The sequence below is a fragment of the Sphingomonas oligoaromativorans genome (assembly GCF_011762195.1).
Taxonomy (GTDB): Bacteria; Pseudomonadota; Alphaproteobacteria; order Sphingomonadales; family Sphingomonadaceae; genus Solisphingomonas; species Solisphingomonas oligoaromativorans.
The window spans coordinates 298,316-322,310 of record NZ_JAASQK010000002.1; the positions used below are offsets into that span (position 1 = coordinate 298,316).

29 protein-coding genes and 1 pseudogene are annotated in these 23,995 nt (G+C 68.8%); 11 read left to right on the forward strand and 19 right to left on the reverse strand.

Translation table 11 applies throughout. The annotated features are described in order from the left end of the window. Nucleotides 1-123 precede the first annotated feature (123 nt). The 4 genes from glpD to FHS98_RS05490 form a co-directional block, all read right to left on the reverse strand. Nucleotides 124-1,587, reverse strand: a complete 1,464-nt coding sequence (gene glpD, locus FHS98_RS05475; RefSeq protein WP_167101202.1) for a glycerol-3-phosphate dehydrogenase — start codon at nucleotides 1,585-1,587, stop codon at nucleotides 124-126. After that, nucleotides 1,584-3,074, reverse strand: a complete 1,491-nt coding sequence (gene glpK / locus FHS98_RS05480; protein ID WP_167101205.1) for a glycerol kinase GlpK — start codon at nucleotides 3,072-3,074, stop codon at nucleotides 1,584-1,586. Before glpK ends, glpD begins: the two co-directional genes overlap by 4 nt. Further along, a complete protein-coding gene (locus FHS98_RS05485) occupies nucleotides 3,071-3,883 on the reverse strand; it encodes an MIP/aquaporin family protein (protein WP_167101208.1) in 813 nt (270 codons plus the stop codon). The genes glpK and FHS98_RS05485 overlap by 4 nt, the downstream gene beginning before the upstream one ends. A gap of 130 nt (nucleotides 3,884-4,013) precedes the next feature. Next, nucleotides 4,014-4,322 carry a PilZ domain-containing protein gene (locus FHS98_RS05490; RefSeq protein ID WP_167101211.1) on the reverse strand — a complete coding sequence of 103 codons (309 nt, stop codon included), beginning with the start codon at nucleotides 4,320-4,322 and terminating at the stop codon, nucleotides 4,014-4,016. 108 nt (nucleotides 4,323-4,430) lie between these two features. Here FHS98_RS05490 and FHS98_RS05495 point away from each other — a divergent pair, with 108 nt between their 5' ends. Genes FHS98_RS05495 through FHS98_RS05505 form a run of 3 tightly spaced genes read left to right on the forward strand, consistent with a single transcriptional unit; the run spans nucleotide 4,431 to nucleotide 7,909 of the window. Then, the gene (locus FHS98_RS05495) at nucleotides 4,431-5,957 is read left to right on the forward strand and encodes an ABC transporter substrate-binding protein (RefSeq protein ID WP_167101214.1); all 1,527 of its coding nucleotides are present in this window, start codon (nucleotides 4,431-4,433) and stop codon (nucleotides 5,955-5,957) included. After that, nucleotides 5,954-7,432: an ABC transporter substrate-binding protein gene (locus FHS98_RS05500; protein WP_167101217.1), complete on the forward strand. Its 1,479-nt coding sequence runs from the start codon at nucleotides 5,954-5,956 to the stop codon at nucleotides 7,430-7,432. Before FHS98_RS05495 ends, FHS98_RS05500 begins: the two co-directional genes overlap by 4 nt. 24 nt (nucleotides 7,433-7,456) lie before the next feature. After that, a complete protein-coding gene (locus FHS98_RS05505; protein WP_167101221.1) occupies nucleotides 7,457-7,909 on the forward strand; it encodes a DUF4112 domain-containing protein in 453 nt (150 codons plus the stop codon). Here FHS98_RS05505 and FHS98_RS05510 read toward each other — a convergent pair. The 12 genes from FHS98_RS05510 to FHS98_RS05565 all read right to left on the reverse strand — a co-directional run bounded on the left by FHS98_RS05510 (nucleotide 7,887) and on the right by FHS98_RS05565 (nucleotide 15,995). Further along, complete coding sequence (locus FHS98_RS05510) at nucleotides 7,887-8,570, reverse strand: ribonuclease T2 family protein (protein WP_167101224.1); 684 nt, start codon at nucleotides 8,568-8,570, stop codon at nucleotides 7,887-7,889. The genes FHS98_RS05505 and FHS98_RS05510 overlap by 23 nt on opposite strands. A 23-nt stretch (nucleotides 8,571-8,593) precedes the next feature. Then, the gene (locus FHS98_RS05515; RefSeq protein ID WP_167101226.1) at nucleotides 8,594-9,004 is read right to left on the reverse strand and encodes a hypothetical protein; all 411 of its coding nucleotides are present in this window, start codon (nucleotides 9,002-9,004) and stop codon (nucleotides 8,594-8,596) included. A 69-nt stretch (nucleotides 9,005-9,073) separates the two neighbouring features. Continuing rightward, nucleotides 9,074-9,919 (reverse strand): carboxylating nicotinate-nucleotide diphosphorylase, encoded by an 846-nt coding sequence (gene nadC, locus FHS98_RS05520; RefSeq protein ID WP_167101229.1) that lies wholly within the window; start codon nucleotides 9,917-9,919, stop codon nucleotides 9,074-9,076. Next, nucleotides 9,919-10,908, reverse strand: a complete 990-nt coding sequence (gene nadA, locus FHS98_RS05525; protein ID WP_167101233.1) for a quinolinate synthase NadA — start codon at nucleotides 10,906-10,908, stop codon at nucleotides 9,919-9,921. The genes nadC and nadA overlap by 1 nt, the downstream gene beginning before the upstream one ends. Before the next feature lie 50 nt (nucleotides 10,909-10,958). Then, nucleotides 10,959-11,654, reverse strand: coding sequence for a DUF4230 domain-containing protein (locus FHS98_RS05530; RefSeq protein WP_167101237.1), 696 nt, complete (start codon nucleotides 11,652-11,654; stop codon nucleotides 10,959-10,961). Then, nucleotides 11,654-12,517: an MBL fold metallo-hydrolase gene (locus FHS98_RS05535; protein ID WP_167101240.1), complete on the reverse strand. Its 864-nt coding sequence runs from the start codon at nucleotides 12,515-12,517 to the stop codon at nucleotides 11,654-11,656. Before FHS98_RS05535 ends, FHS98_RS05530 begins: the two co-directional genes overlap by 1 nt. A gap of 210 nt (nucleotides 12,518-12,727) precedes the next feature. Beyond that, on the reverse strand, nucleotides 12,728-13,063 hold the full coding sequence (gene grxD, locus FHS98_RS05540) for a Grx4 family monothiol glutaredoxin (protein WP_167101243.1): 336 nt from the start codon (nucleotides 13,061-13,063) through the stop codon (nucleotides 12,728-12,730). Nucleotides 13,064-13,068: 5 nt separating this feature from the next. Then, entirely contained in the window at nucleotides 13,069-13,308 is a 240-nt protein-coding gene (locus FHS98_RS05545) for a BolA/IbaG family iron-sulfur metabolism protein (RefSeq protein WP_167101246.1), read from the reverse strand. A 1-nt stretch (nucleotide 13,309) separates the two neighbouring features. Next, a complete protein-coding gene (locus FHS98_RS05550) occupies nucleotides 13,310-13,633 on the reverse strand; it encodes a DUF1476 domain-containing protein (RefSeq protein ID WP_167101250.1) in 324 nt (107 codons plus the stop codon). A 120-nt stretch (nucleotides 13,634-13,753) separates the two neighbouring features. After that, the gene (locus tag FHS98_RS05555; RefSeq protein ID WP_167101253.1) at nucleotides 13,754-14,398 is read right to left on the reverse strand and encodes a CoA transferase subunit B; all 645 of its coding nucleotides are present in this window, start codon (nucleotides 14,396-14,398) and stop codon (nucleotides 13,754-13,756) included. Then, on the reverse strand, nucleotides 14,398-15,288 hold the full coding sequence (locus FHS98_RS05560) for an HAD family acid phosphatase (protein WP_341786030.1): 891 nt from the start codon (nucleotides 15,286-15,288) through the stop codon (nucleotides 14,398-14,400). Before FHS98_RS05560 ends, FHS98_RS05555 begins: the two co-directional genes overlap by 1 nt. Further along, nucleotides 15,285-15,995, reverse strand: a complete 711-nt coding sequence (locus tag FHS98_RS05565) for a CoA transferase subunit A (protein WP_167101256.1) — start codon at nucleotides 15,993-15,995, stop codon at nucleotides 15,285-15,287. Before FHS98_RS05565 ends, FHS98_RS05560 begins: the two co-directional genes overlap by 4 nt. A gap of 95 nt (nucleotides 15,996-16,090) precedes the next feature. Here FHS98_RS05565 and FHS98_RS05570 point away from each other — a divergent pair, with 95 nt between their 5' ends. Together FHS98_RS05570 and FHS98_RS05575 are read left to right on the forward strand one after the other, a co-directional pair. Further along, nucleotides 16,091-17,743 carry a thiamine pyrophosphate-binding protein gene (locus FHS98_RS05570; protein ID WP_167101259.1) on the forward strand — a complete coding sequence of 551 codons (1,653 nt, stop codon included), beginning with the start codon at nucleotides 16,091-16,093 and terminating at the stop codon, nucleotides 17,741-17,743. Nucleotides 17,744-17,827: 84 nt separating this feature from the next. Next, nucleotides 17,828-18,166: a hypothetical protein gene (locus FHS98_RS05575; RefSeq protein ID WP_167101262.1), complete on the forward strand. Its 339-nt coding sequence runs from the start codon at nucleotides 17,828-17,830 to the stop codon at nucleotides 18,164-18,166. 78 nt (nucleotides 18,167-18,244) lie between these two features. On the opposite strand, the gene FHS98_RS05580 is transcribed toward FHS98_RS05575, so the two are convergent. Continuing rightward, complete coding sequence (locus tag FHS98_RS05580) at nucleotides 18,245-18,436, reverse strand: CsbD family protein (protein ID WP_167101265.1); 192 nt, start codon at nucleotides 18,434-18,436, stop codon at nucleotides 18,245-18,247. A 74-nt stretch (nucleotides 18,437-18,510) separates the two neighbouring features. Beyond that, the gene (gene thiS / locus FHS98_RS05585; RefSeq protein ID WP_167101268.1) at nucleotides 18,511-19,515 is read right to left on the reverse strand and encodes a sulfur carrier protein ThiS; all 1,005 of its coding nucleotides are present in this window, start codon (nucleotides 19,513-19,515) and stop codon (nucleotides 18,511-18,513) included. 86 nt (nucleotides 19,516-19,601) lie between these two features. Between thiS and aroQ the strand changes: the two genes are divergently transcribed. From aroQ to aat, 6 genes are all read left to right on the forward strand, one after another. Continuing rightward, entirely contained in the window at nucleotides 19,602-20,036 is a 435-nt protein-coding gene (gene aroQ / locus FHS98_RS05590) for a type II 3-dehydroquinate dehydratase (protein WP_167101271.1), read from the forward strand. Between the two features lie 70 nt (nucleotides 20,037-20,106). Then, nucleotides 20,107-20,604 (forward strand): acetyl-CoA carboxylase biotin carboxyl carrier protein, encoded by a 498-nt coding sequence (accB, locus tag FHS98_RS05595; protein WP_167101274.1) that lies wholly within the window; start codon nucleotides 20,107-20,109, stop codon nucleotides 20,602-20,604. 6 nt (nucleotides 20,605-20,610) lie between these two features. After that, nucleotides 20,611-21,960: an acetyl-CoA carboxylase biotin carboxylase subunit gene (accC, locus tag FHS98_RS05600; RefSeq protein WP_167101277.1), complete on the forward strand. Its 1,350-nt coding sequence runs from the start codon at nucleotides 20,611-20,613 to the stop codon at nucleotides 21,958-21,960. A gap of 20 nt (nucleotides 21,961-21,980) precedes the next feature. Then, entirely contained in the window at nucleotides 21,981-22,472 is a 492-nt protein-coding gene (locus FHS98_RS05605) for a hypothetical protein (RefSeq protein WP_167101280.1), read from the forward strand. After that, nucleotides 22,469-22,807, forward strand: a complete 339-nt coding sequence (gene arsC / locus FHS98_RS05610) for an arsenate reductase (glutaredoxin) (RefSeq protein ID WP_167101283.1) — start codon at nucleotides 22,469-22,471, stop codon at nucleotides 22,805-22,807. Before FHS98_RS05605 ends, arsC begins: the two co-directional genes overlap by 4 nt. A 123-nt stretch (nucleotides 22,808-22,930) precedes the next feature. Continuing rightward, nucleotides 22,931-23,704 carry a leucyl/phenylalanyl-tRNA--protein transferase gene (gene aat, locus FHS98_RS05615; RefSeq protein ID WP_167101286.1) on the forward strand — a complete coding sequence of 258 codons (774 nt, stop codon included), beginning with the start codon at nucleotides 22,931-22,933 and terminating at the stop codon, nucleotides 23,702-23,704. Between the two features lie 35 nt (nucleotides 23,705-23,739). Here aat and FHS98_RS18760 read toward each other — a convergent pair. Further along, nucleotides 23,740-23,973 (reverse strand): annotated as a pseudogene (locus tag FHS98_RS18760) (DUF2155 domain-containing protein); the annotation flags it as partial. Between the last annotated feature and the right edge of the window lie 22 nt (nucleotides 23,974-23,995).

Below are 23,995 nucleotides of genomic sequence, written 5' to 3' on the forward strand. Positions count from 1 at the left end.
AATCCGCGGGCGCAATCCCGGACGGGATTCAGTTCTGTATCGCGTATCGTCGTGTCCGTTGCTTTGCGTATCCGTCTGCATAAATGGCCTCGACGGACGCCTCGCTCATGGGCGACGGGGTGGTCAGCGCCGGTTCGAGAGATAATCCGAAACCCGGCGACGCGTCTCTTCATCGACATGCAGGCCAAGCTTGGTGCGCCGCCACAATATATCCTCGGCGGTGCGCGCCCATTCCCGCTCCACGAGATAATCCACCTCGCGCGTCGAAAGCCCGCCGCCCAGATCGATGATCGCGGTGGCATCGCCCAGCACCCGCTCGATCCGCGTGCCATAGGCATGGGCCATGCGCCCGGCCGTCAGCGCATCGAGGAACGGCCAGCGCCGCCGCACATCGGCAAGGAAGGCGTCGAAATCGCCATCCGGCAGATCGCCGCCCGGCAGCGGCTCGTCCGCCGTCCAGGCCGGCCCCATATGCGGCAGGAAGGGCTTGAGCTTGTCGAGCGCATGTTCGGCGAGGCGGCGATAGGTGGTGATCTTGCCCCCGAAGGCGGAGAGCACCTGCGGCCCCTCCTCCACCCCCAGCGTCAGCACATAGTCGCGCGTGACGGCCGAGGCGTCTTCCGCGCCGTCGTCGAACAGCGGGCGGACGCCGGAATAGCTGCCCACCATGTCGTCCGGCCCGATCGGCTTCGCGAAATAGCGGTTCACCGCGCGGCAGAGATAGTCGATCTCGTCCGGGTCGATCCGGGGCGCGGAGGGATCGCCCTCATAGGGCTTGTCGGTGGTGCCGATCAGCGTGAAGTCGCGCTCATAGGGGATGGCGAAGACGATCCGCTTGTCGTCGTTCTGGAAGATATAGGCGTGCTCCCCCTCATAGAGCCTGCGGACGAGGATATGGCTGCCCTTCACCAGCCGGGGCGGCCGCTCGGCATGGACGCCGGCCAGTTCGCCCAGCACCTGCCCCACCCATGGCCCCGCCGTGTTGACGATCGCGCGGGCCGCGACGGTCGTGCCGTCGTCCAGCGTGGCGATCCAGCGTCCGCCCTCGCGGCGCGCGCCCGCGAAGCCCGTGTGCGTGCGGATTATGGCGCCCCGCTCGGCCGCTCCCAGCGCGTTCAGCGCGACGAGGCGGGCGTCATCCACCCAGGCGTCCGAATAGACGAAGCCCTTCTCCACGCCCGCCAGCCCGGCGCCCCACGGACCATCGAGGCTCACCCCTTCGGACTTGGGCAGGCGGGTGCGGCCGCCGATGTGATCGTAGAGGAAGAGGCCGGTGCGGATCATCCACGCCGGGCGCATATCCTCGGCCAGCGGCATGACGAAGCGCATCGGCTTGATGAGATGCGGCGCCAGCCCGAGCAGCACCTCGCGCTCCGCCAGCGCCTCGCGCACAAGGCGGAACTCGTAATATTCGAGATAGCGCAGCCCGCCATGGATCAGCTTGGTGCTGGAGGACGAGGTGTGCGCGGCGAGATCGTCCCGCTCGACGAGGAGGACGCCGAGCCCCCGCCCCGCCGCGTCGCGCGCGATGCCGGCGCCGTTCACGCCGCCACCGATGATGAGCAGATCGACCTCGCCGGGGCTCATGCGCGGCACTCCCTGGTGGACCGGCTGCGCGCCAGCGCATCGGCCCAGCCGGCTTTCAGCCCCTCGCGCGCGTCGGCGCCCATTTGCGGCCGGAACAGGCGGTCGCGCTGCCAGGCTGCGGCGATGTCCTCCGGCCCCTTCCACACACCGACGGCCAGCCCCGCGAGGAAGGCGGCGCCGGCGGCGGTCGTCTCGATATTGGCGGGGCGCTCGACATCGGCGTCGAGCATGTCGGCGAGGAACTGGCAGAACCAGTCGTTCGCCGCCATGCCGCCGTCCACCCGGATCGTCCGCGCGCTGGAGGCGCCGTCGCTCACCATCGCGTCGACCAGATCGGCGGTCTGATAGGCCACCGACTCCAGCGCCGCGCGGGCGAGATGCGCGCCGGTCGCATCGAGGGTGAGCCCGGTGATCGTGCCCCGCGCGTTCGGATCCCAATGCGGCGCACCGAGGCCGACGAAGGCCGGAACCATGTAGACGCCATTATTGCCGTCGAGCCTGGTGGCGAGGTCGTTGGTATCCGACGCGCGGTTGATGAGGCCGAGCCCGTCGCGCAGCCACTTCACCGCGGCGCCGGCGACGAAGATCGAGCCCTCCAGCGCATAGGTCGTCCGCCCGCCCAGCCGATAGGCGATGGTGGTGAGCATCCCGTTTTGCGAGGTGACCGCCTCCTCGCCGGTGTTGAGCAGCAGGAAGCAGCCGGTGCCGTAGGTGGATTTCGCGTCGCCCGGCCGGAAGCAGGCCTGCCCGACCACCGCCGCCTGCTGGTCCCCCGCCATGCCGCCGATCGGGATGGCGCGGCCGAGCAGGCTCTTCTCGGTCTCGCCGAAGAGGGTGCTGTTGTCCTTCACCTCGGGCAGGAGCGCGGCGGGGATGTCGAGCATCCGCAGCAGCTCGTCGTCCCACTGGTTGCGGTGAATGTCGTAGAGCAGGGTGCGCGACGCGTTGCTGGCATCGGTCGCGTGGACCTTGCCGCCGGTCAGCCGCCAGAGCAGGAAGCTGTCGATCGTGCCGAACGCCAGCTCGCCCTTCTCGGCGCGCGCACGGGCGCCCTCGACATTGTCCAGCATCCAGGCGAGCTTGGTGCCCGAGAAATAGGGATCGAGCAGCAGCCCGGTCCTGGCGCGCACCATCGGCTCGCAGCCATCGGCTTTGAGCCGCGCGCAAAGCCCGGCGGTGCGCCGGTCCTGCCAGACGATCGCCTTGTGGAGCGCCTCGCCGGTCTTGCGATCCCACAGGACCACCGTCTCGCGCTGGTTGGTGATGCCGATCGCCGCGACATCGCCGCCGCAGTCGGCCGCTTCCTTCAGCGTGTCGACGGTGTCGCGCCAGATATCCTCCGGGTCATGCTCCACCCAGCCGGGGGCGGGATAATATTGCGGAAACTCGCGGCGCGCCGTCCTGCGCGGCAGGCCGTCGGCGCCGAACGCCATGCTGCGCGTGGAGGTGGTGCCCTGATCGATGCTGAGGATGATCTGGTCGGTCATTCGGCGGGCTCCAGAGGCGTCTTCAGGGTACGGGGCAGGAAGGGCCGGATCAGCAGGTGATGCGCGCCGCCGCCCACCACGCCGCCGATCAGCGGGGCTACGATCGGCACCCACCAATAGCCGTCCTTGCCGGGGAAGGCGGAGGCGTCCCACCCGAGCAGCCACGCGAACAGGCGCGGGCCGAAATCGCGGGCCGGATTGAGCGCCCAGGCTTCCAGATAGCCCGCCGACGCGCCGATCACCGCGACGATCAGCCCGATCACGATCGCTCCGAAATTCGCCTGTGGCGCCATGGTGTTATACTCGTCGGTCACCGCGAAGATGCCGAACATCAGGAAGCCAGTGAGGATGATCTCGTCCCAGACGGCCTTGATCGGGGTCACGGCCAGGCCCGGCGCGGTGAAGAATACGCCGGCCGCGCCGCCGCCCGCGCGGGTCAGCCCCTGCGTGGCGTTGAAATGGTCGATCACCGATCCATAGAGCGCATAGGCGATTGCCGCCCCGATGAAGGCACCGATCACCTGCGCCAGCCAGTAAGGCACCACCTTGCGCCACGGGAATCCGCGATAGATGGCGAGCGCCAGCGTCACCGCCGGGTTGGCGTGCGTGCCGGACACCGCGCCCGTGACGTAGATCGCGATCGAGACGGCCATGCCCCAGGTGATGCAGACGCCCCAATAGGCCGTCTTGTAGGGGCTCGGATCGTACAGGATGTACATGCCCGCCACCGAACAGCCGATGCCCATGATGATGATGAGAGCGACGGCTTCGGAGATCAGCTCGCCCAGAAATGCACGCTGTTCCGACATCGGGCCTGCTCTCCCCTCCAGCGGGTCATCGGCCCGCCCCGGAGCGGCCCTTTGCCCATCCATGAGGCCGAAGCCGGGCCGGCTTCAAGCGCAAAGCTGTGACACCTGTTTCGGAAGCGCGCCGGGGCGCTCAAATCTCGCTGAGCTGGGCGACCAGATCGGGGTGCAGCTTGCCCGCGAACTCGCAGCCCGCCGCCTCGCCGTCATGCCAGACGACCCGCGCCATGAAGGGGCCATGGCCGCCGATCTTGAGCCAGATCACGCTGTCCGCCGCGAGCGGCCGGTCGATCAGGATCCGGCAGCCCGAAGGCGAGAGATCGGTGACGGTGGCCGGCAGATTCTTCTCGCCCGCCGCATCGACCTCGCCGCTTCGGTGGGCCGAGCGTCGTGGATCGCGCCGATGATCGGTGGCCCCACCCAACTGGATTTCCGCTTCCATAGACCCGCCTTCCCCCGGAACGTGACGCTGCGGATTTAGAAGGCGTCGGTAAAGCATTGGTCAATCCCCGGCCTTCCCCCCGGCGCGCGACCGTGGCACGCCCTTCGCGTGTCCCGCGTCCTGCCTCTCCTCCTCGCCTCGCTGCTGCTGTCGACCGGCTGCGCGCGCACCGGCGGCGAGCGGCCGCCCGCCGACACCCTCGTCCGCCTCGCCGACGACGAGCCCAAGGGCCTCGATCCGCAGGCGGTGTCGGACCTCGCCTCGATCCGCGTGGCGGAGGATCAATATGAGGGGCTCACCCGCTACAATGCCGACGGCCTGCCCGAACCGGGCCTCGCCAGCGGATGGAGCGTCTCGCCGGACGGGCTGACCTGGCGCTTCCGCCTGCGCGAGGGCCTGCGTTTCTCGGACGGGGCGCCGATCGCCGCCGCGCTCTTCCCGAAGCTGCTCGCGCGGCTGCGCGCGCCGGCCACCGCCTCCCCGGTGAAGCCGCTGTTCGAGGCGATCGCCGCCATCGACGCGCCGGCTCCGAACGAGGTGGTCGTCCGCCTGCGCCATCCCTATCCGGCGCTGCCCGAACTGCTCGCCCAACCGGCGATGGCGGCACTGCCGCTCCACCGCGCGCATTGGGCGAGCGAGCGGCCGCTCGTCACCTCCGGCCCCTATCGCCTCACCGAATGGACGCTGGGCGACCATATCCTGCTGGCCGCCAATCCGCGCTGGCACGACGGCGCGCCGCCCATCGCCAGGGTCGAGTGGCGGCCCACCACCGATCCGCTGACCGCGATGCGGACCCTGCTCTCGGGCGCGGCGGACACCACCAGCGATTTCCCGGCGAGCCGCCTCGGCTGGCTGCGCGCCCATGCGCCGCAGGTGCTGCATGTCGCGCCCTATCGCGGCGCCTATTATCTCGTTTTCAACACCCGCAAGCCGCCCTTCGACGACAAGCGCATCCGCGTCGCGCTCAACCTCGCGACCGACCGGCGCTGGATCGCGGGGCCGCTGCTCGGCGTCGGGACGCCGCCCGCATGGGGCGTGGTGCCGCCCGGCATCGGCGGGCTCGCCGCCTACAGGCCCGCATGGGCAGACTGGCCGGCCGAGCGGCGAATCGCGGCGGCGCGGCTTCTGCTGGCGGAGGCCGGCTATGGCCCGACGCATCCGCTCGTCTTCGACATCCGCTTCAACAGCGACATCGATCATCGCCGCATCGCCATCGCGCTCGCCGCGATGTGGAAGCCGCTGGGCGTCGAGGCGCGGCTGTTCAACAGCGAGGCGTCGCTCCATTTCGCGAGCCTGCGCCGGGGCGATTTCCAGCTCGCCCGCTCGGGCTGGATCGGCGATCTCTCCGCGCCCGAGAACTTCCTCGACGTCTGGCGATCGGACGCGGGCGCGATCAACTATGCGGGCTATGCCAGCCGCCCGTTCGACGCCGCGCTGGACGCCGCCAACGTCCTCGCCGAACCGAAAGCCCGCGCCGAAGCCATGCGCCGCGCCGAGGCCATCGCCGCCACCGACGCGCCGATGCTGCCGATCTACTTCTATGTCAGCAGGAACCTCGTCTCGCCCCGCGTGATCGGATGGCACGACAACCTTGCAGCCATCCACCCGAGCCGTACGCTGCGACTCGCGCCATGACCGCCCGACGCCTCCTTCTCGCCGCCCCGCTGCTGGCGCTCACCCTGCTCGGCGGATGCCATCGCCATCGCCATGCCGGCCCGATCGAGGCCAGCGTCGTCGGGCCGGCGCTCGGTCCGGCCCACCCCGCATTCGATCGCGGCCCCGTCGGGGCGCCCGCCGCGACGCTGATCGAGGCGACCGGCCAGGGCCTCGTCCGCTTCGACGCGAGCGGGCAGATCGTGCCGGGCGTGGCGGCGCGCTGGATCGTCACGGACAATGGCCGCAGCCTGATCTTCCGCCTGCCCGATCTGCCCGCCCCCGGCACGCACCCGATCGACGCCGCCGATGTCGCCCGCCGCATCCGCGCCGCCATCGCCCCGGCCAGCCGCAATCCGCTGAAGCCCGTGCTCGGCGCGATCGACGAGGTGGATGCGGTGACGCCGCAGGTGATCGACATCGAGCTGAAGGCGCCGCGGCCCAACCTGCTCCAGATCTTCGCCCAGCCGGGGCTGGCGATGGGCGGGCAGCATCGCGGCCCCTTCGCGCTCGCCAGCCTGCGCGACGGCGTGGCCGTGCTCGCCCCCCTGCCCGATCCCGATGCCGACCCGGAAGCCGGGCATCTGCACCGCCCGCCCGTCGTCCATCTGCGCGGCGAACGCGCGGCGACGGCGGTGGCGCGCTTCGCGGCGGGACGATCGGACCTGATGCTCGGCGGGACGTTCGACGACCTGCCGCTGGCGCATGTGGCGTCGCTGCCGCGCGACACGCTGCGTTTCGATCCGGTGAAGGGCCTGTTCGGGCTGGCCTTCAGCGACGATGGCGGCGATCTCATCGTCGACAGCGACAATCGGCGCGCGCTGGCGATGGCGGTGGACCGCGATCGCATCGCCCACCTGATCGGTGCGCCGGGGTGGAACCCGTCCGCCGCCATCGTCGCGCCCGGAACGCCCGAGATTCCCACGCCGATCATGCCCGCCTGGGCGTCCCGCCCGCTCGCGGACCGGCGCGCCGAAGCCGCCCGGATCATCGCCAACTGGCAAGCGGGCGGCGGCAAGCCGGCGCCGCTCCGGGTCGCGCTGCCGGCCGGCCCCGGCGCGCGGATGCTGTTCGCGTCGATCGCGGCGGACTGGCGGGCGATCGGCGTGCAGGCGATCCGCGTCGCCCCGGACGCACCGGCGGACCTGCGCCTCGTCGACGAGGTCGCGCCCGCCGACATCGCCAGCTTCTATCTGCGCGCCTTCGCCTGCGCGCGGCAGGTGCCATGCACCCCGGTGTCGGAGAAGGTGCTGCTCGCCGCGCGCCTCGCCCCGACGCTCTATGAACGCTCCGTGCTGCTGACGCAGGCCGACGCGCTCATCACGCAAACCGTGCCGTTCATCGCCTTCGGCCCGCCGGTCCGCTGGTCGCTGGTGGCGCAGCGGCTCGATCTCTATCGCGATTCACCGCGCGCTTTTCATCCGCTGAATGAACTCCGCTCCCCTCCCAAGCGCTGAACCCTTCGAGAGGAGAACAGCCCGATGCCGATCGGCGACCATTTCGACCGCATGACCGACCGGGTGCCCGGCCTTGGCCGCGATCCGGCCTCCGTCCGCCGCCGGATCGAACATGCCGAGCGCCTGCTCGAAGGGCTGTTCGTCGTGCCGGTGCTGAACCGGCCGATGGGGCTGGACGTGATCCTCGACGTCGTGCCCGGCCTCGGCCCGATCACCGCCGCCACGCTCGGCGGATGGATCGTGTGGGAGGCGCGCAACCTCGGCATGTCGAAATGGCAGATGACGCGGATGGCCGGCAATGTCGGCATCGACCTGCTGCTCGGCGCCATTCCGTGGATCGGCGCGATCCCGGATTTCTTCTTCCGGTCCAACACGATGAACCTGAAGATGATTAAGCGCCACCTCAACCGTCACCACCCGGAGCTGGCGACGATCGAGGGCGAGGCCAAACGCGTCAGGCAGGCGCCTGGACCTTGACCGGATCGGTCGGCGCGGCACCACCCTGACCGGCCCGGCAACTCCGCGGACGCTTGTCGAGGCCGAGGCAGAGCCACACCTCCTCCAGCCAGCCGCGCCTGTTGACGTTGAGGCGCATCATGTCGGGCTTCATGCCCGGATTGGCCGCCGCGAACGCCGCCTGGAAATCCCCCGCCGTGAGCCCGCGCCGATGCGCCAGCGTCTGCATGTCGGGGATGCGGATCGAATGATAAATCCGCCCCTCCTCGCCGAAATAGCGGACGGGATCGTCGGTTATGCAGCTCCCGTGCTTCGCCCATTCATGCTGGAGAAGCTGCGGCGACGGCGTGGCGGCGATGCCGGCGCGGATCTGCGCGTCGGTGAGGATATCGACCGGGCGGCAATATTCCGGCCAGCGATTGGGGCCGTCCCCATCCGGCCAGAGGCCATGGAGCGTGAAGCCGCGCCGCACCTTCGGGTCCGCGCATTCCGCCGCCGGCCCGCGCTGGCCACGCCGGGCGTAGCAATGCTCGGGCTGCCAGATCAGCGACAGCGTATAGCCGGTGGTCGGCACGTTACGGACGGGCTGGTCCGCGCTCGGCAGCTCGGCATGGGGGCGCGGGAGTTCGGCCGCCGACAGGGGCGCGGCGGCGAGCGCCGCGCCAAGCAACAGGAAACGCATCGATCACTCCTTCCGATGGGGCGTCAGCGCCGGAACCAGGACCGGGCATCCGGCCGGAACATCAACCACATGCAGACGCCCTGAATGATGACATGGCACAGGGAGAGCAACCGCGGAGCGAGCGGCAGCACCACCACCGAATGGCCGAACCCCCGCAGCACCCCCGCGACGCCCAGCGCGAAGAGGATGACGAATATCCACTTCGCCACCTCGCTGCCCCTGTGCGCGATGAAGAAGAGCAGGCAGAGGTTGATCGCCAGCCCGATGACGATGCCGAAGCCCGCCACCCACGGCAGCATCGCGACGGCCTGCGGCGGCGCACCGGCCGGCAGCAGCTCCGCGCCGTGCCCGAAGGTCCAGACGGATGCCGCGAGGCTGAGCACGATGCCGAGAATATAGAGACGCTCGAACTGCACGATCGACTGCGGACGCATAGGCCCTCCCCTGTTGGGAGGGGAGCTTAGCGGCGCGTTTCGACCATGCAACGGGGATCGCCCCCAGCCTCAGGCGATGGCGAGATCGAGCCCGATATCCGCCGCCGGGGCCGACTGGGTGAGCCGGCCGACCGAGATATAGGTGACACCGGTCTGCGCGATCTCGCGGATCGTCTCCAGATGGACGCCGCCCGAAGCCTCGGTGGGGACGCGCCCGCCGACCAAAGTCACCGCGCCGCGAAGGATCGAAGGCCGCATATTGTCGAGCAGCAGGTGGGTGGCGCCGGCCGCCAGCGCGTCCTCGATCTGGTCGACGCGATCGACCTCGACGATGATGCTGGCGATGCCCGCCTCGCGCGCGCGCCGCGCCGCTTCGCCGACGCCGCCGGCCACCGCGACATGATTGTCCTTTATCATCGCCGCGTCCCACAGGCCCATGCGATGGTTGGTCGCCCCGCCCATGCGGGTGGCGTATTTCTCCAGCCGGCGCAGGCCGGGGATGGTCTTGCGCGTATCGAGCAAGGTCGCGCCGGTCCCCGCGATCGCATCGACATAGGCGCGCGTCATCGTCGCGATGCCGGTCAGGTGCTGGAGCGTGTTGAGCGCGGACCGCTCGGCGGTGAGCATCGCCCGCGCCTTGCCCTCCATCCGCATCAGCGTGGTGCCCTTCGGCACGCGTGCGCCATCCTCGACCAGCATCTCGATCGCCACGTCCGGGTCGAGATGGCGGAAGAAGGCCGCCGCGACCGGCAGCCCCGCCACCGTCACGTCATCCCGGCTGACCAGCGCGCCATGGAAGCGCGCCTCGGCGGGGATCACCGCCGCCGACGTGATGTCGCCGCCCTCGCCCAGATCCTCGGCGAGCGTGGAGCGGAGGAAGGCTTCCAGATCGAAGCCGTCGAGCGCGAACGCCATCAGCCGCGCGGCCCCATGGCGCCCTTGCCGACGGTCGCGCCCGCCATCTCCAGCATCCGGTCGAGCGGGCGCTTGGCGGCGATGCGGGTCTCCTCGTCGATCTCGATGCGCGGCTCCATGTCGCGCAGCGCGAGGTAGAGCTTCTCCATCGTGTTGAGCGCCATATAGGGGCACATGTTGCAGTTGCAGTTCCCGTCCGCGCCCGGCGCGCCGATGAACAGCTTGTGCGGGGCCGCCTTCTGCATCTGGTGGATGATGTGCGGCTCGGTGGCGACGATGATCGTCTCCGCCGGCGACTTCAGCGCGAACTCCAGAATGGCGCGGGTCGAGCCCACCTCGTCGGCATGATCGAGGATGAAGGCCGGGCATTCCGGGTGCGCGGCGATCGGCGCGTCCGGGTATTGCGCCTTGAGCTTCAGAAGCTCCGTCTCCGAGAAAGCCTCGTGGACGATGCAGGCGCCCGGCCACAGCAGCATGTCGCGGCCGGTCTTGCGGTTGAAATAGGCGCCGAGATTCTTGTCCGGCGCGAAGATGATCTTCTGGTCCATCGGGAGCTGAGCGAGAATCTTCTCGGCCGACGACGAGGTGACGATGATGTCCGAATGCGCCTTCACCGCCGCCGAGCAGTTGATGTAGGTGATGGCGATATGATCCGGGTGCGCCGCGCGGAACTTCGCGAACTCCTCCGGCGGGCAGCTATCCTCCAGCGAGCAGCCGGCGGCCATGTCGGGCAGGATCACGGTCTTCTGCGGCGAGAGGATTTTCGCCACCTCGGCCATGAAGCGCACGCCGCAGAAGGCGATCACGTCCGCGTCGGTCGCCGCCGCCTTGGCCGAGAGATCGAGGCTGTCGCCCACGAAATCGGCGATGTCCTGGATATCGGGCGTCTGGTAATAATGGCCGAGGATGACGGCGTTGCGCTCCTTGCGCAGCCGGTTGATCTCGGCCTTCAGATCGAGGCCCTTGAGGCTCTGGACGGGGGCATTCATGGCAAATCCACTCCTTTGCGGCGCTCAGATAGGCGCGCGCGCGCGTCTTGTCAGCGGGAAAGGCCCAGCACCTCGGCAATCGATCGAGAATGATCCATCGGCGTGAACGGTGTCGGTTTCGGGAAATCCGGTTCGTCGGCGAAGCGGACGCGGACATGCGGATCGAGCCCCGCCGCCTTGAGCGGCAGCGCGAAGCCCTGCTCGACCGCGCGGCGGGCGGCGTCGCGGGCGATCCCCATCGGCACCGGCTCACGCGCCTGACGCAGCAGCTCGGCCTGCGCGGCCTTGCGGTTGGTATCGTCGAGCAGTTCGCCGCTGTTGGTGAAATGAAGGAGCAGGCCACCGCCGTCATAGGCGCGCATCCGCGAAGGATCGACGTCCGGCCCCTCCAGCATCAGCGGCGGCAGCACGACGTCGAGGACATGCGCCTGCCCATGCCAGACGAGATCGCCCGGCTTCATCCGCCCGAGATCGACCTCGTAGCGCACCCGCCCCGGCATGATGAGCGTGCGTTGCGCGGAAAGCCCGAAGCGCTGCTGCGTCGAGGTCACCACCGCGACATAATTGGCGACGAGCGCGGTCAGCCGGTTCTCGGCCTTGAGCCCTTCGAGGCTGGCCGAGGCGATCGTCTCGGGATCGGGCGACCAGACGCGATGCGCCAGCCGCGCGCCGAACAGGGCAAGCCCGCCCGCGATCAGCGCGAAGGCGATGAGGACGCCGAGCAGCCCCTTCAACAGCGGACGCATCAGGCGGCGAGCGTCCAGATAGCATCGGCGACCGACACCCGCCCCCGCTCGTCAAGATCGATGAGATGGGCCAGCACGCTCAGGCCCGCCGCCTTGGTCAGCCGGGGATCGAGGCCCGCATACATGGTCGCGACCATCTGCTCGACCGACTGCGGCTTCTCGTCCAGCAGGCGCAATATCTGCGCCTCGCGCTGCTTGCGGTGACCCAGCATCGAGCGCACCAGCCGCTGCGGGCGCGTCACCGGGTCGCCATGGGCGGGGAAATAGATTTCGTCCTCGCGGCCCATCAGCTTGTCGAGGCTGGCGACATAGGCGCCCATCCGGCCGTCCGGCGGGATCACCACGCTGGTCGACCAGCCCATGACATGATCGCCGCTGAACAGCGCCCGTGCCTCGGGCAATGCGAAACAGAGATGGTTGGAGGTGTGGCCGGGCGTCGCGATCGCCTCCAGCGTCCAGCCGGGGCCGGAGACGGTATCGCCCTCCACCATCACGCGATCGGGGGCATAGCTATGGTCGAAGCCGGCTTCGAGGCCGGAGCCGTCCCGCGCCATGATCGGCGCGCAGCCCATCACCGGCGCGCCGGTCGCTGCGGCCAGCGGCCGCGCCGCGGGGCTGTGATCGCGATGGGTGTGGGTGCAGAGGATGGCGACGATGCGCTCGCCGGCGGTCGCCGCGAGGATCGCGTCGACATGATCGGGCAGATCGGGGCCGGGATCGATCACGGCCACCTCGCCATGGCCGACGATGTGGGTCTGCGTGCCGGTATAGGTGAAGGGCGAGGGATTATGCGCCAGCACCCGCCGGACCAGCGGATGGATCGCCTCGACCACGAGCGGCGACGGATGAGCGGACTCTGTCACGACGTCGTCCCTCCGGCGGCCCGCACTGTCGAAATCCTTGACACTCGGATGGAGAGGCGGAACGGCCTTAACCACTCTGTCCGGCCGCGAAGCTGGCTTTCCGGGGTCTGGCACGGCGCCTGCATCGCTTCGTCCGTTCCACGTTTCCCGCGAACACTGGCGGGCCGGCGCGCTCCCACGCCACGGCCCGCCACCCCGCGGGACGCCGCCTCAGGCGGCCTTCTTCGAAACGCCGGCCTTTTCGAGCAGATCGGCCAGCTCGCCGCTCTCGTACATCTCCATCATGATGTCCGAGCCGCCGATGAACTCGCCCTTCACATAGAGCTGCGGGATGGTCGGCCAGTCCGAGAACTGCTTGATGCCCTGGCGGATGCCCTGATCCTGAAGCACGTCGACCGAGCCATATTCCACGCCGAGATGATCGAGGATCGCCACCGCCCGGCTGGAGAAACCGCACTGCGGGAAGAGCGGCGAGCCCTTCATGAACAGCAGCACTTCGTTGGCCTTCACCACGTCCGCGATCCGCGCCTGCACGTCGTCCGTCATCGTCTTTACTCCTTGGAAGGCGCCACGGTGGTGAGCTGGAGCGCGTGCAGCACGCCCCCCATGCGGCCACCCAGCGCCTCATATACGCGTTGATGCTGGCGGACACGGGGAACGCCACGGAAGCTCTCGCTCACGACGCGAGCGGCATAATGATCGCCATCGCCGGCCAGATCGGTGATCTCCACCTCGGCATCGGGGATGCCGGTGCGGATCAGCGCCACGATCTCGTCTGCTGCCATCGGCATGTCAGATCGAGCCCAGAAGCTGACGGCGGGCTTCCACCATCTTCTCGTCCATCTGCGAGCGGATGGTCGCCTCGTCGACCTCGACATTCGCCGACACGAGATCGCCGTAGAGCTTGCGCACCACGTCCTCGTCGCCGGCCTCCTCGAACTCGGCCTGCACGATCGCCTTGGCATAGGCGTCCGATTCCTCGGGCGTCAGGCCCATCAGGCCCGCGGCCCATTCGCCCAGCAGGCGGTTGCGTCGCGCGGTCACCCGAAACGCCATTTCCTGCTCACGAGCGAACTTGCTCTCAAAGGCGCGCTCGCGTTCGTCGAAGGTGGTCATCTGTGGTATTCCGTCCCCAACCATTGTGGCGGACGAGATAGGGAACCGACCCGTCCCACGCAACTGTCCGGCCGAAGATCGGGGCGACTGTCGGAAATTTTGACAGCCGCCCGAATGCCCTCAGGCGAGCGCGACCTCATAGGAAGCGGTGGTCTTGGCCGCGATGTCTTCGGCGGTGACGCCGGGGGCCAGCTCGACCAGCCGGAAGGGGCTCGCATGGTCCGCGCGGCTGAAGACGCAGAGATCGGTGACGATCATGTCGACCACATTCTTGCCGGTGAGCGGCAGGGTGCAGGACGGGATGAACTTCGGATCGCCGTTCTTGGAGGTATGCTCCATCACGACGATGATCTTCTTCACGCCGGCGACGAGGTCCATCGCGCCGCCCATGCCCTTCACCATCTTGCCGGGGATCATCCAGTTGGCGATGTCCCCCTGCTCGGACACCTCCATGGCGCCCAGCACGGCCAGGTCGATATGGCCGCCGCGGATCATCGCGAAGCTGTCGGCCGACGAGAAATAGGCCGTCTGGGGCAGCTCCGAGACCGTCTGCTTGCCGGCATTGATGAGATCGGGATCTTCCTCGCCCTCATAGGGGAACGGCCCGATGCCGAGCATCCCGTTCTCGGACTGGAGCGTCACCTCGACGCCGTCCGGCACATGGTTCGCCACCAGCGTCGGGATGCCGATGCCGAGATTGACGTAGAAACCGTCCTTCAGCTCGCGGGCGGCGCGGGCGGCCATCTCGTCGCGGGTCCAGGGCATCAGCGGGGCTCCTTGGTGGATGTGGGCGCCGGATCGCTCCAGCGTTTGGTCGACGGGAAGATATCGTCCGGCCCGCCCTGAAGCGCGGAACCATAGACCGGGTTGGGCAGCACGAACCAGCCGCGCCCCCAGAGGGGCGCGATGCCGGCAAGCGCGGTGGCGGCGCGGCGCGCGGGAACGCTCACCGCTTCGTTGAACAGATCGGAGAAATCGCCGAGCTGGTCGCCGCCCATCGCGATCACGCAATATTGGCTGGCGATCGTGTGGCGGCGGCCGTCCTTCATCGAGCCCGTGGCGTCGTCTCCGGCGAGGTACAGCGTCTGGCCATGCACTGCGGGGCCGATGCCGGCATCGTCGATCGCCTGCTCGGTGGGGGCGGCGTTGAAGGCGTTGCGGTTGGAGTTGAAGATCACCGTCACGCCCATGCGGCGGATCGCGTCGAGCGCCTCCTTCGCGCCGGGGGTGGGCGAGACGGCGTGGCCGCCGGTCTTCTCCCAGCGCGCCCAGCGATCGTCGAAGTCGCGATGCGGGGCGCCGGTCAGCTCGTCATATTCGAAGCCCTGATTGAGCAGCACCGTCTCGTCGACGTCGAACACGGCGGCCGGCGGCTTGCCCGCGCAGGGGACGAATTTGGGGTTCTCCAGCGTCGCGCCCTCGTCGAGGACGACCGAGCGCCGGTCCTTCCCCTGCATCGCCTCGCCGACATAGAAGGTCAGCGCCTGCCACGCCTGACGGCTGATCGCGGCGGACTCGCCCGAGCCATAGAGATATTGCATCCCCGCCAGCCCCGGCCGGGCGAGCGGGGGCTCGGGCGGGAACGCCGTCTTCGCCGTGCCGCCCGCGCAACCGCCAAGCAGCAGCGCGCCCCCAAGCAGAAGCGCAGTCTTCACGCGGCCTCGCGCGGACGCGTGGTGCGGAACTCGATCCGCTTGTCATAGGGCGCGCCGAGGATCAGGCGCTTCACATAGATGCCGGGCAGGTGGATCGAGTCGGGCTCGAGGCTGCCGACGGGGACGATCTCCTCCACCTCGGCGACGCAGATCCTGCCGGATGTCGCGGCCGGCGCGTTGAAGTTGCGCGCGGTCTTGCGGAAGATCAGGTTGCCCGCCTCGTCCGCCTTCCAGCCCTTGATGATCGCGAGATCGGCGCGGATGCCGCGTTCGAGGATATAGTCCTCGCCGTCGAACCGCTTCACCTCCTTGCCCTCGGCCACCAGCGTGCCGACGCCCGTCTTCGTATAGAAGCCGGGGATGCCCGCGCCCCCGGCCCGCAGCCGCTCGGCCAGCGTGCCCTGCGGCGTGAACTCCACCTCCAGCTCGCCCGCGAGATACTGGCGCTCGAACTCCTTGTTCTCGCCCACATAGGAGGAGATCATCTTGCGGACCTGCTTGGTGCGCAGCAGCTTGCCGATGCCCTCGCCGTCGATGCCGGCATTGTTCGACACGAAGGTCAGCTCCTTCGTCCCCGCGTCGCGGATCGCGTCGAGCAGGCGCTCGGGCAGGCCGCACAGGCCGAACCCGCCGGACGCGATGGTCATGCCGTCGAACAGCAGGCCCTCCAGCGCCGAAGCCGCATCCGCGTAGATCTTGCTCGCCATGCCGTCCTTCTCCTGAACTGTCGCCGCCCGACTATCAGCCCCGGATGACAAGCGGAAGCTGGCATCGCGCGTGCGTTGGGCTTAAGCGATCGTGCATGACCAGCAATCGCACCGGCGGCCGCATTCTCGTCGACCAGCTCGTTGCGCAGGGGTGCGATCGCATCTTCTGCGTGCCCGGAGAATCCTATCTGGCGGTGCTCGACGCGCTGCATGATTCGCCGGAGATCGATCTTGTCGTGTGCCGTCAGGAAGGCGGCGCGGCCTATATGGCGGAGGCCGACGGCAAGCTGACCGGCAAGCCCGGCATCTGCTTCGTGACGCGCGGCCCCGGCGCCACCAACGCCTCGATCGGCGTCCACACCGCGATGCAGGATTCGACCCCGATGATCCTCTTCATCGGCGATGTCGCCCGCGAGGCGAAGGACCGGGAGGGCTTTCAGGAGGTCGACTTCCCGGCGATGTTCGCCCCCCTCGCCAAATGGGCGGCCAAGATCGACGATGCGCGCCGCATCCCCGAATATGTCGCGCGTGCCTATGCCGTGGCGATGTCCGGCCGCCCCGGCCCGGTGGTGCTGGCGCTCCCCGAGGACATGCTGATCAACGAAGTCGAGGCGATCGATCGCCCGATGGTGAAGCGCCCGGTCCAGCCGCCCTGTGTGCAGGGCGCGGGCATCCTCGTCGATCTCATCAGGAATGCGGCCGCCCCGCTCGCCATCGTCGGCGGCGCCGACTGGGACGACCGTGCCGCGCATTATTTCGCCGAGTTCGCGGAAGGGATCGGCCTGCCCGTCGCCACCGCGTTCCGCCGGCAGGATGCGATCGCCTCCTCCTCGCCGGTCTATGCCGGCAATCTCGGCTACGGCCCCAACCCCAGGCTCATCGAACGGGTGAAGGCGGCGGACCTGCTGATCGTCGTCGGCCCGCGCCTCGGCGAGGCGACGACCGACGGCTACACGCTCATCACCCCCGAGCATCCCGACCAGATCCTCGTCCATGTCCACCCGGACCCCAACGAGCTTCAGTCGGTCTACCGCACCGACTTCGCGCTGTGCGCCGACATGCCCGAATTCGCCGAGACGCTGGCGGACTGGGATCATGACATCCTGTCCTTCAAGGACGGCGCCGAGGCCCATGCCGAGTGGCTGGAGTGGAACACCCCCAAGCCGCGTGAAGGCGTGGCGCTCGATCTCGGCCTGTGCGTGGCGGCGATGCGCGGGGCGATGCCGCGCGACACGATCGTCTGCAACGGCGCGGGCAATTATTCGAGCTGGTGGCATCGCTACTGGCGCTACGGCAAGCGCGGCACGCAGCTCGCGCCGACCAACGGCTCGATGGGCTATGGCGTGCCCGCCGGCGTCGCCGCCGCGCTCCGCAGGCCGGAGCAGCGCGTCGTGGCGCTGGCGGGCGACGGCTGCTTCCTGATGAACGGGCAGGAGCTGGCCACCGCCGTGGCGCAGGGCGCGCGGCTGCTGGTGATCGTGGTCGACAACGGCAATTACGGCACCATCCGTATGCATCAGGAGCGCGAATATCCCGGCCGCGTCTCGGGCACCCGCCTCGGCAACCCGGATTTCGCCGCGCTCGCCCGCGCCTATGGCGGCTGGGCCGAGGCCGTGGAGCGGACGGAGGACTTCGCGCCGGCGCTGGCCCGCGCGCTCGAACAGCCGGGCCTTGCGCTCCTGCATCTGCGTACCGACATCGAGCAGATCACCCCGGCCGCGACGCTGAGTGGGATGAACAGGCGATAACAGACGCATTCCGTCGTCATTCAGGACGAATCGCCTAATTCCTCTCCTGCGGTCGCGGATCGCGGAACAGGACGGAGATTTTCGATGCGGAGTGTCATCAAGGGCATCGTCGCGGCGAGCTTGCTCGCCGGCGCCACGGTCGCCGCGGCCGCGCCCGCCGAAGCGCGCTACCATGGCGGTTATTATCATGGCTATCACGGCGGCTGGCATCGTGGCGGTGTGAGCACCGGAACGGCGGTCGCCGCCGGCCTTCTGGGCCTGGGCGTCGGCGCGGCCATCGCCTCGTCGGATCGTGGGCCGGGCTATTATGGTGGCGGCTATTACGCCCCGCCGCCCCCGCCGCCGCCGGCGGTCTATGGCTACGGCTATTATGCCCCGCCGCCGCCTCCCCCGCCGCCCGCCTATGGCTATTACGGCTGGTAAGCCCGGCGGAAACAGGGTCCAAAGGAAAGGGCGTCGTCACCATCGTGACGGCGCCCTTCCTGTATCGACGGACGGCGATCAGAGCTTGTCGATCGCGTCCTTCACCTTGCCCTTGGCGTTGCCGACCGCCTGCTGGATGTGGCCGCGCGCCTCCTGACCGGCGCCTTCGGCCTCCAGCTTCGGATCGTCGCTGCCGCGGCCGACCGCCTGCTTGGCCTTGCCGGTCAGCTCGTTGGCGACGCCTTTGACCTTGTCGGTGAACTCACCCATCCGATCTCTCCTCGAAACGCGGCCATTATCAACCGCTTCGACAGAGAGAACGGACAGGCGGAGGCCGGGGTTCCTCAGATCAGCCCGGCAAGCGGGCTCGACGGATCGGCATAGCGGCGAATGCCCATGCGCCCGGCGCGATAGGAGAGACGGCCGCCTTCCACCGCCGCCTTCATCGCGGCCGCCATCAGCATCGGGTCTTTCGCCTCGGCGATGGCGGTGTTCATCAGCACGCCGTCGCAACCCAGCTCCATCGCGATCGCCGCATCCGACGCGGTGCCCACACCGGCATCGACGATCACCGGCACCTTGGCGCCCTCGACGATCAGGCGGATGGTCACGCGGTTCTGGATGCCGAGGCCCGAGCCGATCGGCGCCCCGAGCGGCATGATCGCGACCGCCCCCGCATCCTCCAGCCGCTTGGCGGCGATGGGATCGTCCACGCAATAGACCATCGGCTTGAAGCCCTCCTTCGCCAGCACCTCGGTCGCGCGGAGCGTCTCGACCATGTCGGGGTAGAGGGTGCGCGCCTCGCCCAGCACTTCGAGCTTCACCAGATCCCAGCCGCCCGCCTCGCGCGCCAGGCGCAGCGTGCGGATCGCTTCCTCGGCGGTGAAGCAGCCGGCCGTGTTGGGCAGATAGGTGATGCGCCTGGGATCGATATAGTCGGTCAGCATCGGCGCCTTGGGATCGCTGACGTTCACGCGCCGCACCGCGACGGTGACGATCTCCGCGCCAGAGGCCTCCAGCGCGGCGGCGTTCTGCTCGAAATCCTTATATTTGCCGGTGCCCACGATCAGGCGCGAGCGGAAGGTCTTGCCCGCCACCGTCCATGTATCGTCCGTCACCGGCGCGGCATGGTCGCCGCCGCCGACGAAGTGGACGATCTCCAGCTCGTCTCCATCCTCGACCTTCACGACGCCCAGGGTCGAGCGCGGCACCACCTCCAGATTGCGCTCCACCGCCACCTTGGTGGGTTCCAGCCCCAGCTCGGCGGCGAGATCGGCGAGCGTCAGCCCGTCGCGGATGCGGCGATGCTCGCCATTGACGCGGATGGTGATGGTGCCGTCAGAGTGCATGAGTGTTGTTTTCCACCGAGAGCGGTTAGGGAAGTGCGGCGCATATAGGGACCGCGCCCACCACGCCGCAACCGAAAGGGAGACAGATGGCCGATACCGTGTTCGTGCTGAACGGCCCCAACCTGAACATGCTGGGCCTGCGCGAGCCGGAAATCTACGGCTCCGACACGCTCGACGACATCTCCAACATGCTCGACGACCGTGCCCGCGAGCTGGGGCTGGAGGTGGATATCCGCCAGTCCAACCATGAAGGCCATCTGATCGACTGGATTCAGGAAGCCAATGCGGTGGGCGCGAAGGCCGTGCTGCTGAACGCGGGCGGCTTCACCCACACGTCCGTCGCCATCCACGATGCGATCAAGGCGGTGAAGGTGCCGGTGATCGAGGTGCATCTCTCCAACCCGCACACGCGCGAAAACTTCCGCCACCAGAGCTTTATCGGACGGGCCGCGAAGGGGACGGTGGCAGGTTTCGGTGCAATGTCCTATCTCCTCGCGCTGGACGCGGCCGCCAAGCTCTGACAGGGAGCGGCCACAGGAACAGAACAAAACACACCTCAAAATATTCGCAGAACAAGAAAGGGTCGATTTCATGACCGATACTCCCGAGGGCGCGAACGGCGCCGCGATGCAGGTCGACGCCGGGCTGGTCCGCCAGCTCGCCGAACTGCTCGACGCCACCCGCCTGACCGAGATCGAGGTGCAGGACGGCGATCGCCGCATCCGCGTGGCGCGCACCGTTTCGATGGCCGCCGCGCCGGCCGTGGCGATGGCGCCGGCCGCTGCGGTCGCCGCCGCGCCGGCCGCAGCCGCTCCGGCGGCCGCTGCTCCCGCCGCAGCTCCGGCCGGCGATCATCCGGGCACCGTGAAGTCGCCGATGGTGGGCACCGCCTATCTCGCCGCAGAGCCGGGCGCCGCGCCGTTCATCGCGACCGGCAAGCAGGTCTCCGCCGGCGAGACGCTGCTCATCGTCGAGGCGATGAAGGTGATGAACCCGATCGTCGCGCCCAAGGCCGGCAAGGTGGTGCAGGTGCTGGTCGAGAACGGCCAGCCGGTCGAGTTCGACCAGCCGCTCGTCATCGTCGAGTAAGCCCCCGTGGCCATCCAGAAAGTCCTGATCGCGAACCGCGGCGAGATCGCGCTCCGCATCCACCGCGCCTGCCATGAGATGGGCATCGAGACGGTGGCCGTCCACTCGACCGCCGATGCGGACGCGATGCATGTGCGGCTGGCGGATCACGCCGTCTGCATCGGGCCGCCGCCGGCGGGCGAGAGCTATCTCAACATCCCGAACATCATCGCGGCGGCGGAGATCTCGGGCGCGGACGCGATCCATCCGGGCTATGGCTTCCTCTCGGAGAACGCCCAGTTCGCCGAGATCGTCGAAGCGCACGACCTGATCTTCATCGGGCCGAAGCCCGAGCATATCCGCGTGATGGGCGACAAGATCGAGGCGAAGACGACCGCCGCGAAGCTCGGCCTGCCGCTGGTGCCCGGCTCGCCCGGCCCGCTCACCTCGGTCGAGGAAGCCAAGCGCATCGCCGCCGAGATCGGCTACCCCGTGCTCATCAAGGCAGCCTCCGGCGGCGGCGGGCGCGGCATGAAGGTGGTGCCCGAGGAAAGCCAGCTCGAAACGCTGATGCAGCAGGCGGGCAGCGAAGCGAAGGCCGCGTTCGGCGACGCCACCGTCTATATGGAGAAATATCTCGCCGATCCGCGCCACATCGAGTTCCAGATCTTCGGTGACGGCAACGGCAACGCGATCCACCTCGGCGAGCGCGACTGCTCGCTCCAGCGCCGCCACCAGAAGGTGCTGGAGGAAGCCCCCTCGCCCGTCATCTCGGCGGCGCAGCGGGCCGGCATGGGCGGCATCGTCGCCAAGGCGATGGCCGACATGGGCTATCGCGGCGCCGGCACGATCGAGTTCCTCTACGAGGATGGCGAGTTCTACTTCATCGAGATGAACACCCGCCTTCAGGTGGAGCATCCGGTGACGGAGGCGATCACCGGCCTCGATCTCGTCCGCGAACAGATCCGCATCGCGGAAGGGCATCCGCTGACGCTGCGTCAGGAGGATGTCGAGTTCCGCGGCCATGCGATCGAATGCCGCATCAACGCCGAGCATCCGCGCACCTTCGCGCCCTCGCCGGGGCTGGTGAAGGGCTATCACGCGCCGGGCGGCATGAACGTCCGCGTCGATAGCGGGCTGTATGCGGGCTATCGCGTGCCGCCTTATTATGACTCGATGATCGCCAAGCTGATCGTCTGGGGCCACACCCGCGAAGGCGCGCTGCGCCGCCTGCGCCGGGCGCTGGAGGAGTTCGTGATCGACGGTGTCACCACCACGATCCCGCTCCACCAGGCGCTTCTCGACGATCCCGAGTTCCAGCAGGGTGACTACACCATCAAATGGCTGGAACAGTGGCTGGCGAAGCAGGACGCCTGATGCGCCGGGCGGCCGCTCTGATGGCAGTTCTCTGCCTCGGCGCGGCCGCCCCCGCTTCCTCGCCGGTCAGCCAGCTTGCCGGCCGCTACAGCGAGCATTTCCTGAACGGCATGGTGGACGGCAGCACTTACTGGGCGGACAATATCGTCGAGGTCGCATCCATCGACGCCCGCCACGCCTTCGTGCGGCTTTCGCTCGAATTCTACAACGGCCACCAGTGCGCGCTCTCCGGCGTCGCCACGGCCGAAGGCAGGGCGCTCGTCTATCATGAGCCGGCGGACGGCGTTGGCGAAGGCAAATGCCATCTCCGCCTCACGCATGACGGCGCCAGGCTCGGCATCGACGACGATGGCGGAAGCTGCTCGATCTACTGCGGCGCGCGCGGCACGCTGAGCAACATCAGCCTGCCGTGGAAGAGCAAGCGCCCCATCTCCTATCTGACGCGCCTCAAGGCCTCGCACGAATATGCCGACGCATTGGCCGCGTGGCGCAAGACGAAAGACGCACAATGAAGGCCACCATCTGGCACAATCCGCGCTGCTCCAAATCGCGCGAGACGCTCGCGCTGCTGGAGGCCGCGGGCGCCGACGTCACGGTCGTGCGCTATCTGGAGACGCCGCCCACCCGCGACGAGCTGGCCCGCCTCTATGCCCGCGCCGGGATGAGCCCGCGCGACGGCCTGCGCACGGCGGAAGATGGTGCCAAGGCCCTCAGGGATGCCACCGACGACGCCATCCTCGACGCGATGGCGGCCAACCCCATCCTGATCGAGCGCCCGCTGGTGGAGACCGAGAAGGGCGTCCGGCTCGGCCGCCCGCCGGAGCGGGTCCGCGAAATTCTGGTGTGAAACGGATTCGTTTTCCGCAATCCCGCTTGCGGCCATCGGGGCAGACGGGGATAAAGAAGGGGCCATGACGATTCAGGCCCCGAATATCCGCCTTCGTCACCGCCTCCGGCGGCGGCCGGGCTGATGCTGGGGCGTGGGCGCAGGGCGGCCGCCGAGCCGATCGACCCCGATCTGCTGTTGCGCGCCTATTCCGTCGGCGTCTTCCCGATGGCGGACAGCCGCGATGCCGCCGACATCTTCTGGGTCGAACCCAAGAAGCGCGGCATCCTGCCACTGGACGGCTTCCACCTCTCCCACTCGCTGCGCAAGACGCTGCGGTCGGATCGTTTCGCCGTGACGGCGGACATGGCGTTCGAGCGCGTCGTCGCCGCCTGCGCGCGGGCGACCGCGGATCGGCCGGAAACCTGGATCAACGGCCAGATCGAGGAGGCCTATGGCCTGCTCCACCGCCACGGCCACGCCCATTCGATCGAGGTCTGGCGCCATGGCGACGTCGGCGGCGATCTCATCGGCGGCCTTTATGGCGTGACGCTCGGCCGCGCCTATTTCGGCGAGAGCATGTTCAGCCGCGCGACCGATGCTTCCAAGGTGGCGCTGGCGCATCTGGTCGCGCGGCTGCGCGTCGGCGGCTATCGCCTGCTCGACTGCCAGTTCATCACCGATCACCTCGCCACGCTGGGCGCGATCGAGATCGGCCGGGCGGATTATCGCGCGCTGTTGGACGCGGCGCTGGGCGCCGGGGTCGCATCGGCGGGGGGCTCGGCCGCACCGCCCGAATCCTCCGGCGACTTCTTCGCGATCGAGCGCGGCGCGCCGCTGCCGACCGACGAGGCCAGCACCGTGTCGGCGCCGATCTCCGGGTGCTTCATCGCGCAGCTCTTGGGCCACACATCGTAGATCGGGTGCTCGACGACGTTGAGCGACGGCGATTCCTTGTAGAGCCAGCCCGAGAAGATCCGCCGCCAGCGCTTGTCATTGCCCTGCGTATCGACCTGCACGAAGGCGCCGGTCAGCGGCTCAGCCTCCCATGGCGCGGTCGTCTCGCAGGCGCGCAGGCGGATCACCACGTCGCCGATACGCAGCGCCTCGCCGGGCTTCATCGTCAGGTCGCGCTCGACGCCGTTGCGCTTGTTGAGCAGGCCGATCACCGCGACGCGCTCCGCCATCGGCGTCTCGTCGCGGCTCAGC

What these genes read in the sequence shown, in the direction of transcription:
- FHS98_RS05530 (WP_167101237.1), bottom strand. Translation starts at nt 11,654, where the DNA reads ATGCGTCCGCTGTTGAAGGGGCTGCTCGGCGTCCTCATCGCCTTCGCG.
- aat (WP_167101286.1), top strand. Translation starts at nt 22,931, where the DNA reads ATGCTGGGGCGTGGGCGCAGGGCGGCCGCCGAGCCGATCGACCCCGAT.
- accB (WP_167101274.1), top strand. Translation starts at nt 20,107, where the DNA reads ATGACCGATACTCCCGAGGGCGCGAACGGCGCCGCGATGCAGGTCGAC.
- FHS98_RS05605 (WP_167101280.1), top strand. Translation starts at nt 21,981, where the DNA reads ATGGCAGTTCTCTGCCTCGGCGCGGCCGCCCCCGCTTCCTCGCCGGTC.
- arsC (WP_167101283.1), top strand. Translation starts at nt 22,469, where the DNA reads ATGAAGGCCACCATCTGGCACAATCCGCGCTGCTCCAAATCGCGCGAG.
- FHS98_RS05485 (WP_167101208.1), bottom strand. Translation starts at nt 3,883, where the DNA reads ATGTCGGAACAGCGTGCATTTCTGGGCGAGCTGATCTCCGAAGCCGTC.
- FHS98_RS05570 (WP_167101259.1), top strand. Translation starts at nt 16,091, where the DNA reads ATGACCAGCAATCGCACCGGCGGCCGCATTCTCGTCGACCAGCTCGTT.
- aroQ (WP_167101271.1), top strand. Translation starts at nt 19,602, where the DNA reads ATGGCCGATACCGTGTTCGTGCTGAACGGCCCCAACCTGAACATGCTG.
- glpD (WP_167101202.1), bottom strand. Translation starts at nt 1,587, where the DNA reads ATGAGCCCCGGCGAGGTCGATCTGCTCATCATCGGTGGCGGCGTGAAC.
- FHS98_RS05555 (WP_167101253.1), bottom strand. Translation starts at nt 14,398, where the DNA reads ATGCCCTGGACCCGCGACGAGATGGCCGCCCGCGCCGCCCGCGAGCTG.
- FHS98_RS05490 (WP_167101211.1), bottom strand. Translation starts at nt 4,322, where the DNA reads ATGGAAGCGGAAATCCAGTTGGGTGGGGCCACCGATCATCGGCGCGAT.
- FHS98_RS05500 (WP_167101217.1), top strand. Translation starts at nt 5,954, where the DNA reads ATGACCGCCCGACGCCTCCTTCTCGCCGCCCCGCTGCTGGCGCTCACC.
- FHS98_RS05565 (WP_167101256.1), bottom strand. Translation starts at nt 15,995, where the DNA reads ATGGCGAGCAAGATCTACGCGGATGCGGCTTCGGCGCTGGAGGGCCTG.
- thiS (WP_167101268.1), bottom strand. Translation starts at nt 19,515, where the DNA reads ATGCACTCTGACGGCACCATCACCATCCGCGTCAATGGCGAGCATCGC.
- FHS98_RS05580 (WP_167101265.1), bottom strand. Translation starts at nt 18,436, where the DNA reads ATGGGTGAGTTCACCGACAAGGTCAAAGGCGTCGCCAACGAGCTGACC.
- FHS98_RS05550 (WP_167101250.1), bottom strand. Translation starts at nt 13,633, where the DNA reads ATGACCACCTTCGACGAACGCGAGCGCGCCTTTGAGAGCAAGTTCGCT.
- glpK (WP_167101205.1), bottom strand. Translation starts at nt 3,074, where the DNA reads ATGACCGACCAGATCATCCTCAGCATCGATCAGGGCACCACCTCCACG.
- FHS98_RS05515 (WP_167101226.1), bottom strand. Translation starts at nt 9,004, where the DNA reads ATGCGTCCGCAGTCGATCGTGCAGTTCGAGCGTCTCTATATTCTCGGC.
- nadA (WP_167101233.1), bottom strand. Translation starts at nt 10,908, where the DNA reads ATGAATGCCCCCGTCCAGAGCCTCAAGGGCCTCGATCTGAAGGCCGAG.
- nadC (WP_167101229.1), bottom strand. Translation starts at nt 9,919, where the DNA reads ATGGCGTTCGCGCTCGACGGCTTCGATCTGGAAGCCTTCCTCCGCTCC.
- FHS98_RS05510 (WP_167101224.1), bottom strand. Translation starts at nt 8,570, where the DNA reads ATGCGTTTCCTGTTGCTTGGCGCGGCGCTCGCCGCCGCGCCCCTGTCG.
- FHS98_RS05575 (WP_167101262.1), top strand. Translation starts at nt 17,828, where the DNA reads ATGCGGAGTGTCATCAAGGGCATCGTCGCGGCGAGCTTGCTCGCCGGC.
- FHS98_RS05505 (WP_167101221.1), top strand. Translation starts at nt 7,457, where the DNA reads ATGCCGATCGGCGACCATTTCGACCGCATGACCGACCGGGTGCCCGGC.
- grxD (WP_167101243.1), bottom strand. Translation starts at nt 13,063, where the DNA reads ATGACGGACGACGTGCAGGCGCGGATCGCGGACGTGGTGAAGGCCAAC.
- FHS98_RS05545 (WP_167101246.1), bottom strand. Translation starts at nt 13,308, where the DNA reads ATGCCGATGGCAGCAGACGAGATCGTGGCGCTGATCCGCACCGGCATC.